The organism is Mycolicibacterium houstonense, assembly GCF_900078665.2.
GTDB lineage: Bacteria > Actinomycetota > Actinomycetes > Mycobacteriales > Mycobacteriaceae > Mycobacterium > Mycobacterium houstonense.
The window spans coordinates 4,045,432-4,061,829 of the sequence record NZ_LT546207.1; the positions used below are offsets into that span (position 1 = coordinate 4,045,432).

Annotated in this window: 15 protein-coding genes and 1 pseudogene; 8 read left to right on the top strand and 8 right to left on the bottom strand. The window is 66.6% G+C overall.

What is annotated here, in order from left to right; all coding sequences use genetic code 11:
• Window positions 1-24: 24 nt before the first annotated feature.
• Window positions 25-1,116 (top strand): alcohol dehydrogenase catalytic domain-containing protein, encoded by a 1,092-nt coding sequence (locus BN4332_RS20195; protein ID WP_066900996.1) that lies wholly within the window; start codon window positions 25-27, stop codon window positions 1,114-1,116.
• Here BN4332_RS20195 and BN4332_RS20200 read toward each other — a convergent pair.
• Together BN4332_RS20200 and BN4332_RS20205 are read right to left on the bottom strand one after the other, a co-directional pair.
• Window positions 1,113-2,825 carry an acyl-CoA dehydrogenase gene (locus tag BN4332_RS20200; protein ID WP_066900998.1) on the bottom strand — a complete coding sequence of 571 codons (1,713 nt, stop codon included), beginning with the start codon at window positions 2,823-2,825 and terminating at the stop codon, window positions 1,113-1,115. The two genes, BN4332_RS20195 and BN4332_RS20200, sit on opposite strands and share 4 nt — an antisense overlap.
• A gap of 9 nt (window positions 2,826-2,834) precedes the next feature.
• On the bottom strand, window positions 2,835-3,719 hold the full coding sequence (locus tag BN4332_RS20205; protein ID WP_066901000.1) for a sigma-70 family RNA polymerase sigma factor: 885 nt from the start codon (window positions 3,717-3,719) through the stop codon (window positions 2,835-2,837).
• Between the two features lie 98 nt (window positions 3,720-3,817).
• On the opposite strand from BN4332_RS20205, the gene BN4332_RS20210 reads away from it, so the two are divergent.
• Window positions 3,818-4,198, top strand: coding sequence for a DoxX family protein (locus BN4332_RS20210; protein WP_066901002.1), 381 nt, complete (start codon window positions 3,818-3,820; stop codon window positions 4,196-4,198).
• Here BN4332_RS20210 and BN4332_RS20215 read toward each other — a convergent pair.
• Together BN4332_RS20215 and BN4332_RS20220 are read right to left on the bottom strand one after the other, a co-directional pair.
• Window positions 4,191-4,964: an SDR family oxidoreductase gene (locus BN4332_RS20215; RefSeq protein ID WP_066901191.1), complete on the bottom strand. Its 774-nt coding sequence runs from the start codon at window positions 4,962-4,964 to the stop codon at window positions 4,191-4,193. The genes BN4332_RS20210 and BN4332_RS20215 overlap by 8 nt on opposite strands.
• Before the next feature lie 17 nt (window positions 4,965-4,981).
• On the bottom strand, window positions 4,982-5,659 hold the full coding sequence (locus tag BN4332_RS20220; RefSeq protein WP_066901004.1) for a TetR/AcrR family transcriptional regulator: 678 nt from the start codon (window positions 5,657-5,659) through the stop codon (window positions 4,982-4,984).
• 127 nt (window positions 5,660-5,786) lie between these two features.
• Here BN4332_RS20220 and BN4332_RS20225 point away from each other — a divergent pair, with 127 nt between their 5' ends.
• Both BN4332_RS20225 and BN4332_RS20230 read left to right on the top strand, forming a co-directional pair.
• Window positions 5,787-5,897, top strand: a complete 111-nt coding sequence (locus tag BN4332_RS20225) for a hypothetical protein (RefSeq protein WP_003883225.1) — start codon at window positions 5,787-5,789, stop codon at window positions 5,895-5,897.
• A 351-nt stretch (window positions 5,898-6,248) separates the two neighbouring features.
• Window positions 6,249-7,109 carry an alpha/beta fold hydrolase gene (locus BN4332_RS20230; protein WP_066901006.1) on the top strand — a complete coding sequence of 287 codons (861 nt, stop codon included), beginning with the start codon at window positions 6,249-6,251 and terminating at the stop codon, window positions 7,107-7,109.
• A gap of 67 nt (window positions 7,110-7,176) precedes the next feature.
• Here the strand turns inward: BN4332_RS20230 and BN4332_RS20235 are convergent, their stop codons facing one another.
• Genes BN4332_RS20235 through BN4332_RS34500 form a run of 3 tightly spaced genes read right to left on the bottom strand, consistent with a single transcriptional unit; the run spans window position 7,177 to window position 9,414 of the window.
• Window positions 7,177-7,965 carry an ABC transporter ATP-binding protein gene (locus BN4332_RS20235; RefSeq protein WP_066901008.1) on the bottom strand — a complete coding sequence of 263 codons (789 nt, stop codon included), beginning with the start codon at window positions 7,963-7,965 and terminating at the stop codon, window positions 7,177-7,179.
• Window positions 7,946-8,977 carry a taurine ABC transporter substrate-binding protein gene (locus BN4332_RS20240; RefSeq protein WP_066901010.1) on the bottom strand — a complete coding sequence of 344 codons (1,032 nt, stop codon included), beginning with the start codon at window positions 8,975-8,977 and terminating at the stop codon, window positions 7,946-7,948. The genes BN4332_RS20235 and BN4332_RS20240 overlap by 20 nt, the downstream gene beginning before the upstream one ends.
• Window positions 8,974-9,414, bottom strand: coding sequence for a DUF3159 domain-containing protein (locus BN4332_RS34500; protein ID WP_084459346.1), 441 nt, complete (start codon window positions 9,412-9,414; stop codon window positions 8,974-8,976). The genes BN4332_RS20240 and BN4332_RS34500 overlap by 4 nt, the downstream gene beginning before the upstream one ends.
• A 123-nt stretch (window positions 9,415-9,537) precedes the next feature.
• On the opposite strand from BN4332_RS34500, the gene BN4332_RS20250 reads away from it, so the two are divergent.
• The 4 genes and pseudogenes from BN4332_RS20250 to BN4332_RS20265 all read left to right on the top strand — a co-directional run bounded on the left by BN4332_RS20250 (window position 9,538) and on the right by BN4332_RS20265 (window position 13,495).
• Window positions 9,538-10,545, top strand: a complete 1,008-nt coding sequence (locus tag BN4332_RS20250) for a magnesium transporter CorA family protein (RefSeq protein WP_066901193.1) — start codon at window positions 9,538-9,540, stop codon at window positions 10,543-10,545.
• 118 nt (window positions 10,546-10,663) lie between these two features.
• A pseudogene (locus BN4332_RS20255) lies at window positions 10,664-11,520 on the top strand (proton-translocating transhydrogenase family protein).
• A gap of 36 nt (window positions 11,521-11,556) precedes the next feature.
• Complete coding sequence (pntB, locus tag BN4332_RS20260; protein WP_066901195.1) at window positions 11,557-12,996, top strand: Re/Si-specific NAD(P)(+) transhydrogenase subunit beta; 1,440 nt, start codon at window positions 11,557-11,559, stop codon at window positions 12,994-12,996.
• Window positions 12,997-13,111: 115 nt separating this feature from the next.
• Window positions 13,112-13,495 (top strand): RidA family protein, encoded by a 384-nt coding sequence (locus tag BN4332_RS20265; RefSeq protein WP_066901016.1) that lies wholly within the window; start codon window positions 13,112-13,114, stop codon window positions 13,493-13,495.
• A gap of 73 nt (window positions 13,496-13,568) precedes the next feature.
• Here the strand turns inward: BN4332_RS20265 and BN4332_RS20270 are convergent, their stop codons facing one another.
• Window positions 13,569-16,388 (bottom strand): cadherin-like domain-containing protein, encoded by a 2,820-nt coding sequence (locus tag BN4332_RS20270; RefSeq protein WP_074133129.1) that lies wholly within the window; start codon window positions 16,386-16,388, stop codon window positions 13,569-13,571.
• Window positions 16,389-16,398 lie beyond the last annotated feature (10 nt).

The following is a 16,398-nucleotide window of genomic DNA, read 5'->3' on the forward strand; positions in this document are numbered from 1 at the left end:
CGGAAGTCTGACAGGCTGGTCGACATGTTGATCCGCGGAGCCGTCCTTGAGCACATCGGCCTTCCCCGGCCGTACGCCGAATCTCAGCCGATCCGGGTGAGCGAGCTGGAGCTCGCCGATCCCGGTCCGGGCGAACTGCTGGTGCGCATCGAGGCGGCCGGGTTGTGCCACTCGGATCTGTCCGTGGTCGACGGCAACCGGGTGCGCCCGGTCCCGATGCTGCTGGGGCACGAGGCCGCCGGGATCGTCGAGGCCGGCGACAGCGATCTGCCGATCGGGCAGCGGGTGGTGATGACGTTCCTGCCGCGCTGCGGTCAGTGCCCGGCCTGTGCGACCGACGGGCTGACGCCGTGCGGACCCGGCTCGGCCGCCAACGGCGCGGGCACCCTGATGAACGGCGATATCCGGCTGACCCGCGACGGCCAACCGGTGTTCCACCACCTCGGGGTGTCCGGGTTCTCCACCTACGCCGTCGTGGACCGCCGTTCGGTGGTGCCGGTGCCCGACGATGTCCCGGCGGTGGTCGCCTCGTTGTTGGGATGTGCGGTACTCACCGGCGGCGGCGCGGTGCTCAACGTGGGTATGCCGTGCCCCGGCCAGACCGTCGCGGTCGTCGGGCTGGGTGGCGTCGGGATGGCCGCGGCCCTGACCGCGCTGGCCCACGACGATGTTCGCGTCATCGGCGTCGACCAGCTGCCGGACAAGCTCGCCAAGGCCCGCGAGCTCGGTGTACACGAGGCCTTCACCCCCGAGCAGGCGAACGGACTCAAGGCCGACGTGGTGATCGAGGCGGCGGGGCACCCGGCCGCACTGGAGACCTCGATCGCGCTCACCGGCCCGGGCGGACGCACCATCACCGTCGGCCTGCCGCGACCCGACGCCCGGATCTCGGTGTCGCCGTTGGGGTTCGTGGCCGAGGGCCGGTCGTTGATCGGCAGCTACCTGGGGTCGGCCGTACCGTCGCGCGACATCCCGCGTTTCGTCGAACTGTGGCGGGCCGGGAAGCTGCCGGTGGAATCCCTGGTGTCCGGCACCATCACGCTCGATCAGATCAACACCGGCATGGACGAACTCGCCGACGGGCGCGCGGTGCGCCAGATCATCGAATTCGACTAGAACCAGCTGTCGCGCATCTCCAGCGTGGTGCGGTCCAGGCTCTTCAGCAGATCCAATTGCGGTGCTGTCTTGGGTAGTTCGTAGCGGAAGAAGTACTGCGCGGCCCGCCGCTTGCCGTCATAGAAATCCCCGGCCCGGCCCTCGGCGGCCAGCACCTGCTCGAGCCAGATCCACGCCACCACGATGTGCCCGAATGCCTCCAAGTAGACGGCACTGTTGGCCATCGCGGCCTCGACGTCGCCGGAGGTGAACATCGTGCCGGTGACCGCGACCAGCCGCTGCCAGCTGGCGTCGAGTTGGTCGGCGAGCTCCGGGGCCGCACCGGCGCGGGCGGCCGAGATCGTCACCGCGACCCGCTCCCCCAGCGCCGCCAGGCTCGTACCGCCGTTCTGGGTTACCTTGCGGCCCAGCAGGTCCAGGCTCTGGATGCCGTGCGTGCCCTCGTGGATCGGGTTGAGCCGGTTGTCGCGGTAATGCTGCTCGACGTCGTACTCGCGGGTATACCCGTAGCCGCCGTGCACCTGGATCGCCAAATTGTTGGCCTCCAGACACCACTGCGACGGCCAGCTCTTGGCCACGGGGGTGAGAATGTCGAGCACCGCCTGATCCCCAGTATCGACCAGCTTCGCGCAGTAGAGCGCCAGCGCCAGACCACCTTCGACATAGGCCTTCTGCGCCAACAGCATTCGCTTGACGTCGGCATGCTCGATGATGGGCACCTGTGGGGTCGACGGGTCCTTGACGCCCAGCGGCCGGCCCTGGGGCCGCTCCCGCGCATACTCCACCGACTTGAGGTAGCCGGTGTAGCCCAGCGCCACCGCGCCCATTCCGACGCCGAGCCGGGCCTCGTTCATCATGTGGAACATGTAGACGATGCCGCGGTGTGGTTCGCCGACCAGATAGCCGACGGCACCGTCGAAGTTGAGCACCGTATTGGTGATACCTCGTTGCCCCATCTTGTGATTCAGCCCGGAGATGGCCACACCGTTACGGGTGCCATCGGGCAGGAATTTGGGCACGATGAACAGCGAGATGCCCTTGGTGCCGGCCGGTCCACCCGGGATCTTGGCCAGCACCAGATTGACGATGTTCTCGGTGAGCTCGTGTTCGGCGCCGGAGATCCACATCTTCGAGCCGGACAATCGGTAGCTGCCGTCGGACTGCGGTTCGGCGCGGGTGGTGATGTCGGCCAGCGAGGACCCGGCCTGGGTCTCCGACAGCGCCATCGTGCCCGAGAACCGGCCCGCGAGCATGGGTTTGACGTACGTCTCGATCTGCTCCGGTGTGCCGAAGTGGGCCAGCAGGTTGGCGTTGGCGATGGTGAGCATCAGATAGCCCGAGGTGGACACGTTCGCCGCGGCGATCCAGGCGAACGCCGCCTGCGCCACGGTGACCGGCAGTTGCGCACCGCCGAGTTCGTCGTCGAAACCCATGGCCAGCAGGTCGGCCGCCGCGAACGCGTCCCAGGCCTCCTTCACCTCGGGGATCAGCGTGACCGTCTGCCCGTCGAACGTCGGCTCCGCGGCGTCACTGAGCTTGTTGTGCGGCGCGAAGTAGCGGGTGGCCAGCTGCTCGCTCAGGTCCAGCACCCCGTCGAATGTTTCGCGGGAGTGCTCGGTGAATCGGTCCAGCGCCGTGAGCTTTTCGACGTCCAGCCACTCGTAGAGCAGGAAATCCAGATCTCGGCGGGACAGGATCGTCGACTTCATGCAGCCAGGTTAGTCGTCGGCGGGCGGCTCGGGCAGCGACATCCGGGCCAGCCGGGCCGGATCGACGATCGACACGATCCCGACGAGCCGGCCGCCGTCGACGACGCAGGCCATCACGCTGAGCGGGCGACCGGTGGGTCCCCATGCCAGGATCCCGGGCTCGCCGTTGACCGACACGCGCCGGGCCAGCACACGGGTCCCCTGGCCGCGCCGAACCGCGGCGACGATGGCGTCCGATCCGGTCCCGACGGTCATGCCCGTGGCCGTGTACCGCTGCCAGGTCACGTCGGGATCCAGCACCCGCAGCAGGGCGTCGAAGTCGCCGTCGCGGGCGGCGGCCAGGAACGCGTCGACGACCTCCCGCTGTTCCTGCTTGTGCCGGCGGTCCCTCGTCGGCGGCGGTACGTCCTGAACCTTGCGGCGCGCCCGGCTGGCCATCATCTTGACCGCGTCGCCGGATCGGTCGAGGATCTGCCCGATCTCGGCGAACGGCACGGCGAACATGTCGTGCAGTACGAACGCGAGACGTTCGTCCGGACGCAGCGACCCCAACACGACCAGCATCGCCAGCCCGACCGAGTCGGCCAGCACCGCGGTGTCCTCCGGGGTGTCGACATCCTCGGTGACGACGAGTTCGGGGAGGTCGACGGCGGCGGACACCTCGGCGCGGCTGCTGCGCGAACGCAACGTGTCGATACAGATTCGGCCCACCACGGTGGTGAGCCATCCGGCGACGTTCTCGATCGAGGCCGGGTCCTGACGGGACAGGCGCAGCCACGCCTCCTGGACGGCGTCCTCGGCGTCGGCCCGTGATCCGAGGACGCGGTGGGCAACCGCGAGTAGCCGCGGGCGCTGTTGTTCGAATGCGTCAGCCAGTGCTGCCTCGGGCGTCATCAGTTACCTCTCCTCGCGTGGATCCGTCATAGCAGTGACGAGTCGGCAGGGCTCTACGTAACAACGAAGCCCGACGTAACCACGAAACGGAGCAAGGAATGAACATCACTCTCTGGATCATCACGATCATTGCCGGTGCCGCCTATGCCGCGGGCGGGACCACCATGCTGGTGATGTCGCGGGAGCGGTACCGGGCGATCGGCGCCACCCAGCACTGGGTCGACGATTTCGGTGACGGTCACCTCAAGGCGATTGCGACCATCAAGCTGGTCGGTGCGATCGGCCTGGTGCTACCCGCGGCGTTGAACATCGCACCGGTCCTGACCCCGGTGGCGGCCTGCGGCCTGGCCCTGTTCATGGCCGGTGCGGCCACCACCAGATTCCGTCGCAGCGAGTGGCTCTACATGGCCGGAGATGTCGTCTATCTCGGCATCTTCGCCTTCTTGGCCTGGGGCTGGTTCACCCAGCCCGTCAGCTGATGGTGCTCACGCCGCCGTCGACCGGGATGACGGCGCCGGTGATGTAGGCGCTGGCCCGGCTGGCCAGGAACACCGAGATGCCGGCGATGTCGTCGGGTTGCCCGATGCGGCCCAGCGGCATGCCGGCACCTACGGCATCGGATCCGGCCCGCAGCATCTCCTTGGTCATCCGGGATTCGAACAAACCCGGCGCGATTGCGTTGACGAGGATCTTCGGGGCCAGCTCGCCGGCCAGGTGCCGGGTCAGCATGTGCACGGCGGCCTTGCTCGCGCTGTAGGAGAAGTTGTCGCGGCCCTTGCCGGGAGCGACGATGCCGTCGATGCTGCCGGTATTGATGACGCGGGCCGGATCGTCCTCGGTGGCAGCGGCATTCAGCAACGGTGTGAGCGCACGGGTCAGCAGGAACACGCCCTTGACGTTGACGTTGTAGACCTTGTCGAACCCGGATTCCGGGAACTCTTCATACGGCGCACCCCAGGCCGCGCCGGCGTTGTTGAACAGGGCGTGGATGGCATCCTCGCGTCCGGTGACGGCCGCGGTGAGCGCCGCGACGCCTTCGGCAGTCCCCAGATCGGCAGGCACCGCGGATACCCGTCCGAGTGGGGACAGCGCCTCCACCGCCGCGTCGAGTTCGGCCTCCTTGCGGCTGGAGAGGTACACGGACGCCCCGGCCTGCAACAGGCCGCGGGCCATCATCAGGCCGATGCCACGGCCACCCCCGGTGACGACGGCAACCTTGCCGTCCAGTCGGAACAGATCAGTCATGCTCACCAGCCTGAGTTCTAGGACGTCTGGTTGACGTCGATGCCGAGCGGGGACTCGTTGCGCACGGTCTCGTCGCGGATCAGGCCGCGTAGCAGCGCGGTACTGAACTCCACGGCGATTTCCTGCGCGGTCCTTCTGCCGTGGGGGCGGAGCCAGCGGTAGGAACCGAGCGTCATCCCGATGTAGCCGAGCGCCAGGACGTGCGAATCGCAGTCGTAGAACTCGCCGCTGGCGATGCCGCGGTCGATCACGTCGCGAACGTGCTCGTACACCTGGGTCTCGGCGCGCCGGATGTAGGCGACCTGCTCCTCGGTGAACCACTCCGCGATGTAGGGGCCCTCCTGGAAGTACACGGCCGCACGCTCGAGGTCGTTTGCGATCCCGACCATCAACCGGCGGGTGAAGTTGTAGATGGTCTCCCGGGCCGAGGCCGTCGGATCGTCGTGCAACGCCTCGACGGTGAAGTCCGCGGTGCCCTTGTAGATGTCGTACAGGATCAGCGACTTGCTCGAGTAGTAGTGGTAGACGGTCGCCTTGTTCAGCCCGACCGCCTCGGCGACGTCGTCCATCCGGGTGCCGTGATATCCGCGGGCAGCGAAGAGCTTGGCCGCTACGGTCAGCAGCTCATCGCGGCGGGATGTCCCGTTGGCAGCCGCACCTCCGCGGCCCCGGCCGCTCTCTGCATCGGATGACATAACACACTCACTATCAGCATCGCCCGGACCTTGCCCAGGAAATCAATCAACCAGATGGTTGAAGAGTGTAGGCAATTCTGCCTGCGACGCTGTTCCACCCTTGCCTTCCAGTGTCTAGACTGCGGGGATGGATCCGAATCCTGACTACGACCTCAGCGACGAGAGCGACTTCTTCTTCCCGTGGCTGGCCTGGGGTCTGCGCGGCGTCTACCCGCCGCCGGCATATCCCCCGGTGTGATCAGGGCCGTTCGCCAGTCTGGCGCGCTGGTGATCCCGGCGCGCCTTCATGCTCTTTCCGCACCAGCCATCGCGCGCCCATATGCGGTGTGCCACTTGCCGCGAGCCATCACGAACAACCAGTAATCCGGGTTGGCGGTCGCGCGTAATCGCCCAGGACTCTTGGCCTGCGCATCCCATCTCGGGATCGATCAGGGCTTTTCGCCCCCTTCCGCGCTCCGATTCGCAAACCAGCCGCTTTCGTCCTGCGTATCCGCGCGCCCTCATTTCCTAACCCGTATAGAACTATTGACAGGTTAGGTCACTCGGCGTTAGATATCGCTAACCGATAAAACGACTTGAGGAGTTAGGCATGACCGTTCACCATCGCTACGCCACCGTCGACGGGCAGCGGCTGTTCTACCGCGAGGCCGGGGTCCCGGACGCACCGACGATCGTGCTGCTGCACGGCTTCCCCACCAGCTCGTACATGTTCCGCGACCTCATCCCGCGACTGGCCGAGCGCTACCACGTCATCGCGCCCGATCACCTGGGCTACGGGCACTCGGACGCACCCGCGGTCACCGAGTTCGACTACACCTTCGACGCGCTGGCCGACCTCACCGACGGCCTGCTGAACCAGCTCGGAGTGTCCCGCTACGCGATCTACGTCCAGGACTACGGCGCCCCGATCGGCTGGCGGCTGGCCCTGCGGCATCCGGAGGCCATCACCGCGATCGTGAGCCAGAACGGCAATGGCTACGACGAAGGTTTCGTCGAGAGCTTCTGGACGGGCGTGTGGGCCTACCAGCGTGAGCAGACGCCCGAGACCGAGGCGGCAGTGCGGACCGCATTGAGCGTGGACGGCATCAAATGGCAGTACCTGACCGGGGTTGCCGACGAGACCCTGGTCAACCCGGACACCTGGGTGCACGACGCCGCCATGGTGTCGCGCCCCGGTAATGACTTGGTGCAGCTCAAGTTGTTCCGCGACTACGCGACCAACGCACCGCTGTACCCGACGCTGCACGAATACCTGCGCACCAGCGCGGTTCCCGTGCTGGCCGTGTGGGGTGAAGGGGATCCGATCTTCGGCCCGGACGGGGCGCGGGCCTTCGGCAAGGACGCCGTCGACGCCGAGATCCACCTGCTCGACGGCGGGCACTTCCTGCTGGAAACCCACCTCGACAAGGTCGCCGGCCTGATCGACGACTTCCTGCAGCGCCGCGCCTGACACGAGAGTGACGCCAGGGTCGTTGCCCGCGAGGGTTTACGACCATGGCGTCACTTTCGGCGCATGCTCAGGCTGCGGCGAGCTTCACCGCGTCACTCACCTCGGTGCGCACCTTGAGGTATTCCGGGGAACGACGCAGTTCGTGTGGGTCGACGCCGGTGCGCGGGAGGTCGACCGGCAGGTCCAGCGCGACCTTTCCCGGGCGCCGGGTCAACACCACGATTCGTGACCCGAGGAAAGCGGCCTCGTCGGCGCTGTGGGTGACGAAAACCGTTGTGCGACCGGACTCCGCGCTCACCTGCCGGACATCCTCCTGCAACCGCTCGCGGGTCAGCGCGTCCAACGCCGCGAACGGTTCGTCGAGCAGGAACAGCGGCGTCTCGGCGGCCAGCGCCCGCGCGATCGCCACCCGCTGCTGCTGGCCGCCGCTGATCTCCCAGATCTTGCGTGCGGCAATGCCTTCCAGGCCNCCCGGTGCCAGAAGTTCCTCGCGCCGTTCGTCCCGCCGGTCCCGTGGCACCCCGGCGTACTTGAGCGCCAGATCCACGTTGCCGCCCACCGTGCGCCACGGGAACAGCCGCGGCTGCTGGAACACCACACCGGAGCTGACCCCGGGCGTGGGACGGGCGCCGGCCACCTCGACCCGGCCCTCCGACGGCGTCTCGAATCCGGCGATCAGGCGCAGCAATGTGCTTTTACCGCATCCGGACGCCCCGACCAGGACGACGAAGGATCCCGGTTCGACATCGAGGTCCACCGGGCCCAGCGCGGTGACCTCATCCGGACCATGCCCGTAGCGGTGCGCCACGTCCTTGATCCGCAGCCCACCCGAGGCATCACTGCTTGGCGATGACATCGGGCAACCCCTTCGTATAGATGGCATCTTTGAAGACCTGCAGCGGCGCAGCTTCGGGGATCTGCTTCTGATCAGCCAGGAACTGCGATGCGCTCTGCAGATTGGCGGCCAGGTTGCCCGGTGTGCCGTCGGTACCCAGCCACTCGGGCGAGGCCACCTCGGCCGGCGTCAGGTAGACACCCTGCTTGAGTTGTCCCGCAACATCTTCGGGGCTGAGGCCGACCTCGGCCGCGATCGCCTTGGCGGCGGCCTGCGGGTCGTTCTTGATCACATCGAGCGCGCGGGCCTGCTGCTGCCGCCAGATGTCGACGACCTCGGGGTGGGCGGCGGAGAAGTCGTCGGACACCGCAGCCAGGTCCAGCGTCGGCTTGCCGTCCTTGGCCAGCTGCCGGCTGGTGATCAGATCCTTGCCGGTCTTGCGCAGCTGATCCAGGGTGGGCAACCAGCTGTAGGCCGCGGCGATGTCGCCGCGCTCCCAGGCCGCCAGGATGGCCTGCGGCTGCAGGTCGATCAGCTGAACATCGCTGGGCGACAAGCCGTTCTGCGCCAAGGCAGCCAGCAGACTGTAATGCGCGGTCGACGCGAACGGCGTGGCGACACGCTTGCCGCGCAGGTCGGCGATCGAGTTGACCCCGGCGCCGTCACGGGCCACCAGGGCCTCGTTGTCACCGGCGACATCGAGCACGAAGGCCACCTGGTACGGAATGTTCAGCGGGGCCGACAAGCCGCGGGCCACCGGACTCGAACCCAGGGCGCCGAAGTCCAGCTCCTTGGCGATGAACGCGGTGTTCACGTCGGCACCCGAGTCGAACTTGGTCCACTTGATGTTGTAGCCGGGCAGCGCCTCTTCCAGCCACCCGTTGTTCTTGACGATCAGATCCCCACTCGGAAAGGACTGGTAGCCAAGGCGAATGGTCGGCTTCTCGGTGTCCCCTCCGGAGCCGCCCACCGCGCAGCCGGCCAGCGCCACCGTCGCGGCCGCCAGCAGCGTGAGCAGTTTGTCGATTCTCATATTTTTCCTCTCCAGGGGACGCTGCGCCGTTCGGCAGCGCGCAAGCCTGCGTCGATCACCAGACCCGAGATCCCGATCGCGAAGATCCCGACCAGCACGACCGGTGTGTTGTTGTAATTGCTTGCGTCCTTGACCAATCCGCCGATACCGGGGATGCCGTTGAACAGCTCGGCGGCCACCACCGACGAGTACGCCATGCCCNACAGCGCGCAGGCGGCCACGCCGACGAATCCCCACAGCGCGGGCCGGACCGATTCGCGGCGCACCAGCTGCCAGCCGAACACCAGGGCCGCGGTCACCAGTGCGGCGACGATCGCGGGCACGCGCCCCGAGAGCGCCGAGACGATTGCGTACACGGTGACCGGTAGGGCCGAATAGATCAGGCCGCTGACACCGCCGACACGCGCCATCAGTCCGTCGAGTGGGGAATCGGTCATCGGAGTGTGGGCCTCGCGTTCAAGATCAGCAGGTCCCCACCGAGCGTACCGAGTACGGATGCATCCATCTCGCGCCGACGGAACCGCCGGTACGCCGATCCCATGGTGCTTGACTGGACAGTCGTGACACAGGTGCAGGGGCGGGTGTGGCGATCAGGACAGCCCGTCGACGGATTCACGTTCTCGACCATCTCGGAGTGCCTGGCCGACGAGGACACGCTGGTGTGGGCCGACATCTACGACCCGGACGCCGACGCGCTTCACGAACTCGCCGAGGAATTGGGCCTCAACATGTGGGCGGTGGAAGACGCCGTCGCCCCCAAGGAACGCACCAAGGCCTCGGTGTACCGCACCCACACGTTCTTCACGGTCTACGCCGTCGACACCCGCAGTCCCGGTACGGATGCCGTCGCGTCGCTGTTGGTGAAACATCGCATCTCGGCCTTCGTCCTGCCGCGCGGCCTGATCACCGTCCGGCTGCCCAGCGTCAACGGTGCGGCCACCGAGTTCGACGTCGGCCAGGTGTCGCAACGGTTCGATGACCTCGGCGGTCAGAACTACGGCGTCGGCGCCCTGGTACACGGCCTGCTCGACGTCGTGGTCGACGGCCACTTCGAGGCGGTCGAGGCGCTCGATGACGCCATCGAATCCCTCGAGGATGAGTTGTTCGCCGACGGCGGTCCGCGCCGCGGCCTGCAGCGCCGGACCTTTCAGCTCCGCAAGGACCTGGTCGAGCTGCGCCGCGTGGTGCTGCCCACGCGGGAGGTGGTCAGCACCATCCAGCACCGCAGGCTCGACTCACCCACCTCGGCCGAACTCGACCCGCTGTACGCGGACCTCTACGACCACGTGCTGCGCGCCTCGGAGTGGACCGAATCGCTGCGCGACATGGTCACGACGGTGTTCGAGACCAACCTGTCCCTGCAGGACGCCCGGCTCAACACCGTGATGAAGAAACTCACCGGCTGGGCCGCGATCATCGCGGTGCCGACAGCCATCACCGGCTTCTACGGACAGAACGTCATGTACCCGGGAATCAACACCGTCGTGGGCTTCATCGCCAGCAGCATTTTGATTGTTGTGCTGGTCATCCTGTTGTATGTGATGTTCAAACGTCGTGACTGGCTGTAGCCGCACCAGGGCCGGCAGTCACATCCCCCAAAAGGGGCATGCGCGCCATCTGAACACAAATGCGACACTCTTCCAGGCTGAACGAAGAGGCCTGGACACATAGAACGGAGCGGATTCGATGCTCATCGGGATCCCGCGCGAGTCCCTACCTGGGGAAACGCGCGTCGCCGCCACACCGCAGACAGTCGGGCAGATCATCAAGCTCGGGTACGCGGTAGTCGTAGAAAGTGGTGCCGGTGCTGCCTCGAGCTTCTCCGACGCCGCCTATGTAGAGGCCGGTGCCGAAATCGGCTCGCCCTGGGACGCCGACGTCGTCCTCAAGGTGAACGCACCCGATGATGCCGAGATCGGCAAGCTGCGCGACGGAGCGACGCTGGTGAGCTTGATCTCACCCGCGCTCAAGCCCGAATTGGTCGAGAAGCTGTCCGAGCGCCCGATCACCGTGCTTGCCATGGACGCGGTGCCGCGTATCTCGCGCGCCCAGTCGCTGGACGTGCTGTCCTCGATGGCCAACATCGCCGGCTNGACGGGGAGACCACCTGGCCCCCGCCACCGGTGCAGGTCTCGGCTGCCCCGGCCGCGCAACCCGCGGCCGCCGCTCCGGCGGTCAAGGAAGAGAAGAAGCCGATGTCCACCGGGCGCCGGCTCGGGCTCACCTTCGCCGTGGCGGCCGCGATCTTCGCGCTGATCGCGATCTCACCGGCCGCGCTGCAGGTCCACCTGACCGTGTTCGCGCTCGCGATCGTGATCGGCTACTACGTGATCGGCAACGTGCACCACGCCCTGCACACCCCGCTGATGTCGGTGACCAACGCGATCTCCGGAATCATCGTGGTGGGCGCGCTGCTGCAGATCGGCCAACGCGACGTGGTCATCACGGCGCTGGCCTTCGTGGCGATCCTGCTGGCCAGTATCAACGTATTCGGCGGCTTCGCGGTGACGCGTCGCATGCTCGCGATGTTCTCCCGCAGCTAGAACCTGCGTGCCCACAGAGATTTTGGAATGGATTCCATGTTCACCTTAGAAAACGTTGCCACGGCCGCTTACGTCGTCGCGGCTCTGCTCTTCATCCTCGCTCTGGCCGGCCTCTCGAAACACGAGACGTCGCGGGCCGGTAACACGTTCGGCATCGTCGGCATGGCCGTCGCGCTGATCGCGACGATCGCGCTGGCCTTCGACCGCAAGATCGAGCCGCTGGGCCTGGCCCTGCTGATCGGCGCCATGGTCGTCGGTGCGGCGATCGGCCTGTGGCGGGCCAAGGTCGTCGAGATGACCGGCATGCCCGAATTGATCGCGCTGCTGCACTCGTTCGTGGGTCTGGCCGCGGTGCTGGTCGGCTGGAACGGCTACCTGCACGTCGAGAACCACCTCGGCGGCGCCGAGGCCACCAAGCTGGCCGGCGAAGGCATGCTCGGCATCCACTCGGCCGAGGTGTTCATCGGCGTGTTCATCGGTGCGGTGACCTTCACCGGCTCGATCGTGGCCAACCTCAAGCTCTCGGCCCGCATCAAGTCCGCACCACTCATGCTGCCCGGCAAGAACTTCCTCAACATCGGCGCGCTGATCGTCTTCTTCGCACTGACCGTGTGGTTCGTCATCGAGCCGCACCTGTGGCTGCTCATCGTGGTCACCGTGCTGGCGCTGCTGCTGGGCTGGCACCTCGTCGCCTCGATCGGCGGCGGCGACATGCCCGTCGTGGTCTCGATGCTGAACAGCTACTCCGGTTGGGCCGCAGCCGCATCCGGCTTCCTGCTCGGCAACGACCTGCTGATCATCACCGGTGCGCTCGTCGGCTCCTCGGGTGCCTACCTGTCCTACATCATGTGCAAGGCGATGAACCGGTCGTTCATCTCTGTGATCGCCGGCGGGTTCGGCATCGAGGCCGGGCCGGCCGAGGACAAGGATTACGGCGAGCATCGCGAGATCACCGCCGAGGGCGCCGCCGAGCTGCTCAGCTCGGCCGACTCCGTGATCATCACGCCCGGGTACGGCATGGCCGTGGCCCAGGCCCAGTACGGTGTCGCCGACCTGACCCGCAAGCTCCGCGACCGCGGCGTCAACGTCCGGTTCGGCATCCACCCCGTCGCCGGCCGCCTGCCCGGCCACATGAACGTGCTGCTGGCCGAGGCCAAGGTGCCCTACGACATCGTGCTGGAGATGGACGAGATCAACGACGACTTCGACGGCACCTCCGTCGTGCTCGTGATCGGCGCCAACGACACCGTGAACCCGGCCGCCGCCGAGGATCCGGGCAGCCCGATCGCCGGCATGCCGGTGCTGACGGTGTGGAACGCCGACCACGTCATCGTGTTCAAGCGCTCCATGGCCTCGGGTTACGCCGGCGTGCAGAACCCGCTGTTCTTCCGGGAGAACACCCAGATGCTGTTCGGCGACGCCAAGGACCGGGTTGATGCCATCAACGCCGCCCTGTCCGTCGCGGAGCACGTCTAGGTTCCTCCGCCTCGCGGACGTCGAAGCCCCCTATTTCTGCGGAAATAGGGGGCTTTCGCGTCTTTCGCGGTCAGGCCCGAGTACTTCGCGCAACTGCGCTGAACAGGAGTCACAGATGAAAATTGTTGTCCCGCAGTGGATGCGGCCGATGTGCGACGCCCACCATTTCTCCCCAGCGGTGATCGACGGCGAGCACCTGCGCTGCTCGGGGATGATCGGGATCCGGCCCGACATGACCGTGGCCGAAGATCCTCGAGCCCAGTTCACCCAGGCCTTCGAGAACCTGCGCGGGCTGCTCGCCGAAGCGGGCCTAACGTTCGCCGACGTCACCGACATGACCAGCTACCACGTCGGCCTGCAACGGCACGTGCAGGTATTCAGCGAGGTCAAGGAGGAGTTCGTGGCCGCCCCGTATCCGGCCTGGACCGCGGTCGGCGTCACCGAGCTGGCGGTGCCCGGCGCGCTCGTCGAGATCCAGATCATCGCCCGGATGCGCTGAACACCAACCGCTCCGACGCACTCACCGTGCGGTGAGCGGGCCGGAGCGGTTGGGTTACGCGGCTTGCGCCGGACTACATGTTTGCCCGGTCCTCGTCAATCCTGTCCTGATCGTTGACGCTCTGCACGTCACCGTCCAGATCGGAGGTGATGTAGCCGGTCATCGTGCGCTGGAGCTTGTTGACGGTAGCGTCCGCCTTCAGATACCCGGTGTGCTCACCGGTGACGGTGATGTCTGCGACGTAATGGATGTTGGACTGGCTGGCGGTGGTGTCGGTTGATTCGGTGCCGTTGAGGATCATTCCTTCGGCGTTGACGTAATCGGTGTAGGTGACGGTGCGCACGATATGGCCTGTCGTCGGATCTGTGGACTCGGTGACCACCGCGGTACCGCCACCGGCGCCGGCGTAGGTTCCGGTCGGGGGCAACGGCGCCGTGCTGGGCACGTAGGTCTTGAGTTCGGGGGCCCACGTCGGGTCTGGCGTTCTCAGATCACCCTCCACCGGCCCGACGCTGGTCGCGTAGTTCAAATTGGCGATCACCAACCGGGTGTCTGTCTCATCTGCCCCGCTGGCTTCCCAGAATGCCACCGCATCGCCGGTGTCGTTCCAGCTCGCCATGCTGCGGGCGGTATATCCGTCGCCATCGACGAACACCGGAATCCCGTTCTCACCCTTGAGGTCATCCTCAATTGCGACGATCCATTCCTGGTTCGTGATGTTGGTGGAATCCCCGGTTCCCCGGTACTTCTCGTACACCGCACCTTGGATGTCCGCCGGCAGGAACGCCGGCCGCACGATCCGTGACATCGGTGTCAGCGCGTCATACCCACGCGTGCTGCCGACCGCGATCCACTGTCCATTGGGCGACATGTCGATGTCCTCGTCGTAATCGAGGTTGCCGGTCAGCCGGGTGACCTCGCCGGTCTCCAGGTCAACCACGATGTCGTCAACATTGCCCGCCTCGTAGCGACCGCCGAGGATGATCACTCCCTTCCCGTCGGGGGTCCACTGCTTGCCCTCCCCGACGGGGTAAACCACACGGGCGTCGGCGATTTCATATCCGGCGTCGGTGCGCTCCAGCCGGCCCACCACCGGCACCGCCGTGATCAGACCCGTCGAGGTCATCTGGATCTGGCTGAACAACACATGCGTGCCGTCGGGCGAGATTCTCATCTCACGTTGCGGATCGATGGCACGTGCACCGGAAGGCGGCGTGATGACCGGAACCAGTTGCTTGCCTTCTGCGGTTTCTTCGTAGACGACGTAGGAGTTCGGGCTGGTCCTGACTTGGATCATCAGCCGTCCCGAACCGTCGTCGAACGGATCGACTCTCCCCAGCCCCCCAGTGATGTCCGTAGACACGCCGCAGGTGATGCACTCGACGTCGGTGCCGTCGACGTTGATCCGATAGATCTCCTCGCGACCGCCCTCCGCCGGGGTCGCGGCGAAGTAGAGCGATTGCCCGTCTCCGGCGAAGCGCGGAGTGTTCGGATTCGTGATGTTGTCGGGCAGGTCGAGGATCACCCGCTCGAGGGTGGGGTTGAGCACCGTGACGTCGATGTCGTTCTGGGCGGTGCGGGGCTTGAAGAGTGCCAACAGGTTGATCTTGTCACCGTCGGTCACCGACACGGTGAACGAATCCAGCTGCGCCGCATCGTAATCGATATCATTCGGAGTGTAGGTGAACTCCCCGGTCTCCTGATCAATGGTCACCGTCCCGTACTTCGGCTGCTCGGTCACGGTGTAGGTCAACTCATCACCTTCGGCGTCGGTCACCCCGATATTGCCGGTCACCGTCTGGCCGGTCTGCACCGTCGTGGTCGGGCTGCTGACCACCGGCGCCTGGTTGAACAGATTGCGCCGCACCCAAGCCAGCACCGCCCAGCTGGCGGGGTTGACCGGCTCCGGCGCGGACCGGTCCGACGTCAAGAACGGGTTGATCACGCTGGTGACAATGCTGTTCAAGACACCGACGACACCGTCGTCCGGCGTCGCGACCCGGTCTACCGGCGTGGCGATGGCACTGGACGCGGCACGGACACCACTTGCGGCAGAGGCGAACACGCCCTCGGCTTCCCGCGCCGGCCGCGCCAATGCCGTCTCGCCGAACTTCTCGGCGAGCTTTTCGGTTACCCGCTCGCCGATCGTCCCGGTGACCTGCTCCACCCGGTCGCTGACCTGCTCGGCCTTGGTCAGCGCCCGATCAAGGGTGGCACTGAGCTTGACCGGCCCGACCGGAGCCGCGGTCTTCGAATCGGCGTCCGCCACAGCATCTGCGGCCCGCGGCGACGCAACCTCCGGCAACGAAACTTCCGGCAGTGAGAGCGTCGGAAGCGACAACTCCGGCTTCACCTTGCCGTCAGTGCGGGGCAGCACACTCTCCCGCACCTTGTCCGGTATCGACGCCAACGACTCCAGATGCGCATCGATCGCCTCGACCAGCCCCGGCGCCTTGCCCGGCTCCTTCTGCGCCCCACCGCTGCTACTGACCGTCACCCCGGGCGCCAACTCCCTGGTCGACGACGTCATCCCGCTCCGCTTCGGCTTGACCGGCTTCTTGGTCCCGCGCTTGACGGGGCCATTCGCCGCCGTTCCGCTCTGGCCCGGTGAATTGCCGGCGCCTGGATTCTCGGTGGCCGTCTCGCCCGATGACGACGGGCTCGACGAACTCGCAGTCGAGGCGTCCGAGGACGACGTTCCGGTGGTGTCGGCGGTGGCCACACCGGTGCCCGTGGCGAGCGCGGCGACGAGCCAACCCGTCACGACGATGCCGCTGTAGGCGCCGATGCGCCCGGTAGCTTGAAGTGTTCGGCGCGACAGGGCCGAACCTGCCGGCGGGACCGACGAAGAGGAGGTGGAGTGCTGATTGAAGAGCGGATTTCCAGCGGTCATGACGAGGCTC

What these genes read in the sequence shown, in the direction of transcription:
- pntB (WP_066901195.1), top strand. Translation starts at nt 11,557, where the DNA reads ATGTTCACCTTAGAAAACGTTGCCACGGCCGCTTACGTCGTCGCGGCT.
- BN4332_RS20270 (WP_074133129.1), bottom strand. Translation starts at nt 16,388, where the DNA reads ATGACCGCTGGAAATCCGCTCTTCAATCAGCACTCCACCTCCTCTTCG.
- BN4332_RS20195 (WP_066900996.1), top strand. Translation starts at nt 25, where the DNA reads ATGTTGATCCGCGGAGCCGTCCTTGAGCACATCGGCCTTCCCCGGCCG.
- BN4332_RS20265 (WP_066901016.1), top strand. Translation starts at nt 13,112, where the DNA reads ATGAAAATTGTTGTCCCGCAGTGGATGCGGCCGATGTGCGACGCCCAC.
- BN4332_RS20205 (WP_066901000.1), bottom strand. Translation starts at nt 3,719, where the DNA reads ATGACGCCCGAGGCAGCACTGGCTGACGCATTCGAACAACAGCGCCCG.
- BN4332_RS20220 (WP_066901004.1), bottom strand. Translation starts at nt 5,659, where the DNA reads ATGTCATCCGATGCAGAGAGCGGCCGGGGCCGCGGAGGTGCGGCTGCC.
- BN4332_RS20225 (WP_003883225.1), top strand. Translation starts at nt 5,787, where the DNA reads ATGGATCCGAATCCTGACTACGACCTCAGCGACGAGAGCGACTTCTTC.
- BN4332_RS20240 (WP_066901010.1), bottom strand. Translation starts at nt 8,977, where the DNA reads ATGAGAATCGACAAACTGCTCACGCTGCTGGCGGCCGCGACGGTGGCG.
- BN4332_RS20210 (WP_066901002.1), top strand. Translation starts at nt 3,818, where the DNA reads ATGAACATCACTCTCTGGATCATCACGATCATTGCCGGTGCCGCCTAT.
- BN4332_RS20215 (WP_066901191.1), bottom strand. Translation starts at nt 4,964, where the DNA reads ATGACTGATCTGTTCCGACTGGACGGCAAGGTTGCCGTCGTCACCGGG.
- BN4332_RS20200 (WP_066900998.1), bottom strand. Translation starts at nt 2,825, where the DNA reads ATGAAGTCGACGATCCTGTCCCGCCGAGATCTGGATTTCCTGCTCTAC.
- BN4332_RS20230 (WP_066901006.1), top strand. Translation starts at nt 6,249, where the DNA reads ATGACCGTTCACCATCGCTACGCCACCGTCGACGGGCAGCGGCTGTTC.